General features: G+C 53.7%; 2 rRNA genes. Both read left to right on the top strand.

Annotated features, from left to right (window positions below):
• Nucleotides 1–38 precede the first annotated feature (38 nt).
• A 23S ribosomal RNA gene (locus tag E1162_RS00155) occupies nt 39–2,761 on the top strand.
• Between the two features lie 79 nt (nt 2,762–2,840).
• A 5S ribosomal RNA gene (gene rrf, locus E1162_RS00150) occupies nt 2,841–2,955 on the top strand.
• The last annotated feature ends 13 nt before the right edge of the window (nt 2,956–2,968 follow it).

The following is a 2,968-nucleotide window of genomic DNA, read 5'->3' as shown; positions in this document are numbered from 1 at the left end:
GCTTTTAGTTTGTAAGTGTGAGTATTGCTAATGAGAGTGATCAAGTGTCTTAAGGGCATTCGGTGGATGCCTTGGCGATAAGAGGCGATGAAGGACGTGATACGCTGCGATAAGCATCGGGGAGCTGCGAATAAGCTTTGATCCGGTGATTTCCGAATGGGGCAACCCACTCCGCAAGGAGTACCCGCAAGGGGGGCAAACCCGGGGAACTGAAACATCTAAGTACCCGGAGGAAAGGACATCAACAGAGACTCCGCTAGTAGTGGCGAGCGAACGCGGACCAGGCCAGTGGCTAGAAGTTAAGAACCGGAACAAGCTGGGAAGCTTGACCTTAGTGGGTGATAGTCCCGTACGGGTAGAAAGACTTTTAGTCCTCGAGTAGGGCGGGACACGTGAAATCCTGTCTGAACATGGGGGGACCACCCTCCAAGCCTAAGTACTCCTTATCGACCGATAGTGAACCAGTACCGTGAGGGAAAGGTGAAAAGTACCCCGACGAGGGGAGTGAAACAGTACCTGAAACCGGATGCCTACAAACAGTTGGAGCCCGCAAGGGTGACAGCGTACCTTTTGTATAATGGGTCAGCGACTTAATTTAACGAGCAAGGCTTAAGCCGATAGGTGTAGGCGCAGCGAAAGCGAGTCTGAATAGGGCGTTTTAGTTCGTTGGATTAGACCCGAAACCGAGTGATCTAGCCATGACCAGGTTGAAGGTGCGGTAACACGCACTGGAGGACCGAACCCACGCCTGTTGAAAAATCGGGGATGAGTTGTGGCTAGGGGTGAAAGGCCAATCAAACTCGGAAATAGCTGGTTCTCCGCGAAATCTATTTAGGTAGAGCGTCCTGTGAATACTCCTGGGGGTAGAGCACTGGATGGGCTATGGGGGCTCACCGCCTTACTGATCCTAACCAAACTCCGAATACCAGGAAGTACTGCAGGGCAGACACACAGTGGGTGCTAACGTCCATTGTGGAGAGGGAAACAACCCTGACCGCCAGTTAAGGTCCCTAAGTTATGGCTAAGTGGGAAAGGATGTAGAGATCCCAAAACAACCAGGATGTTGGCTTAGAAGCAGCCATCATTTAAAGAAAGCGTAACAGCTCACTGGTCTAAATAAGGGTCTCCGCGCCGAAAATGTACCGGGGCTCAAGCCATACACCGAAACTGCGGGTGCGTCTTTGACGCGCGGTAGCGGAGCGTTCTGTAAGCTGACGAAGGGATACCTGTGAGGGGTCCTGGAGGTATCAGAAGTGCGAATGCTGACATGAGTAACGATAAAGAGGGTGAGAGACCCTCTCGCCGAAAGTCCAAGGGTTCCTGCGCAACGCTAATCGGCGCAGGGTTAGCCGGCCCCTAAGGCGAGGCCGAAAGGCGTAGTCGATGGGAACGGGGTTAATATTCCCCGGCCAGGTGGTAGTGACGGATGCTGTGTATCGTATCTCCTTATTGGATTGGAGATGCGGTGAAGGCGTCCCTGGAAATAGCTCCACCATTAAGACCGTACCCTAAACCGACACAGGTGGACAGGTAGAGTATACCAAGGCGCTTGAGAGAACTATGCTGAAGGAACTCGGCAAATTGCTCCCGTAAGTTCGCGAGAAGGGAGCCCGGTATGAAGGCAACTTTGTATCGGGGGCACAGAATAGGGGGTTGCGACTGTTTATCAAAAACACAGGGCTCTGCGAAGCCGTAAGGCGACGTATAGGGTCTGACGCCTGCCCGGTGCTGGAAGGTTAAGAGGAGGTGTGCAAGCTCCGAATTGAAGCCCCAGTAAACGGCGGCCGTAACTATAACGGTCCTAAGGTAGCGAAATTCCTTGTCGGGTAAGTTCCGACCTGCACGAATGGCGTAACGACTTCCCCGCTGTCTCCAGCATAGACTCAGTGAAATTGAATTCCCCGTGAAGATGCGGGGTTCCTGCGGTCAGACGGAAAGACCCCGTGCACCTTTACTACAGCTTCACACTGGTATTCGTGATGACATGTGTAGGATAGGTGGTAGACGTTGAAGCAAGGGCGCCAGCACTTGTGGAGTCATCCTTGAAATACCACCCTTGTCCTCATGGATATCTAACCGCGGTACTACAATATCCGGGACCGTGTGTGGCGGGTAGTTTGACTGGGGCGGTCGCCTCCCAAATGGTAACGGAGGCGCGCGAAGGTAGGCTCAGACCGGTCGGAAATCGGTCGTCGAGTGCAATGGCATAAGCCTGCCTGACTGCGAGACTGACAAGTCGAGCAGAGACGAAAGTCGGTCATAGTGATCCGGTGGTCCCTCGTGGAAGGGCCATCGCTCAACGGATAAAAGGTACGCCGGGGATAACAGGCTGATGATGCCCAAGAGTCCATATCGACGGCATTGTTTGGCACCTCGATGTCGGCTCATCGCATCCTGGGGCTGGAGCAGGTCCCAAGGGTTTGGCTGTTCGCCAATTAAAGCGGTACGTGAGCTGGGTTCAGAACGTCGCGAGACAGTTCGGTCCCTATCTGCCGTGGGTGTAGGAAATTTGAGAGGATCTGTCCCTAGTACGAGAGGACCGGGATGGACGAACCTCTGGTGGACCTGTTGTGGCGCCAGCCGCATTGCAGGGTAGCTATGTTCGGAATGGATAACCGCTGAAGGCATCTAAGCGGGAAACCAACCTCAAAACCAGATCTCCCTTGAGAGCCGTGGAAGACCACCACGTCGATAGGAGGCATGTGGAAGCGCGGTAACGTGCGAAGCTGAGCCTTACTAATAGCTCGATCGACTTGATCACTCCCATTAAGCTATACTCACAATAGCCTAATAGACTTAAATCATACAAAAAATGACCAATTCCAGCTGTGTTAATCCTGCCCGGTGGCTATGGCGGGGCGCCCCAACCCGATCCCATCCCGAACTCGGCCGTTAAACGCCCCTGCGCCAATGGTACTTCGTCTTAAGACGCGGGAGAGTAGGTCGCCGCCGGGCATGATGAACACAG

Origin of the sequence: Pseudovibrio flavus (assembly GCF_009711345.1) — a bacterium.
Classification (GTDB): Bacteria; Pseudomonadota; Alphaproteobacteria; order Rhizobiales; family Stappiaceae; genus Pseudovibrio; species Pseudovibrio flavus.
This window is presented reverse-complemented; position numbering and strand designations above follow the sequence as displayed.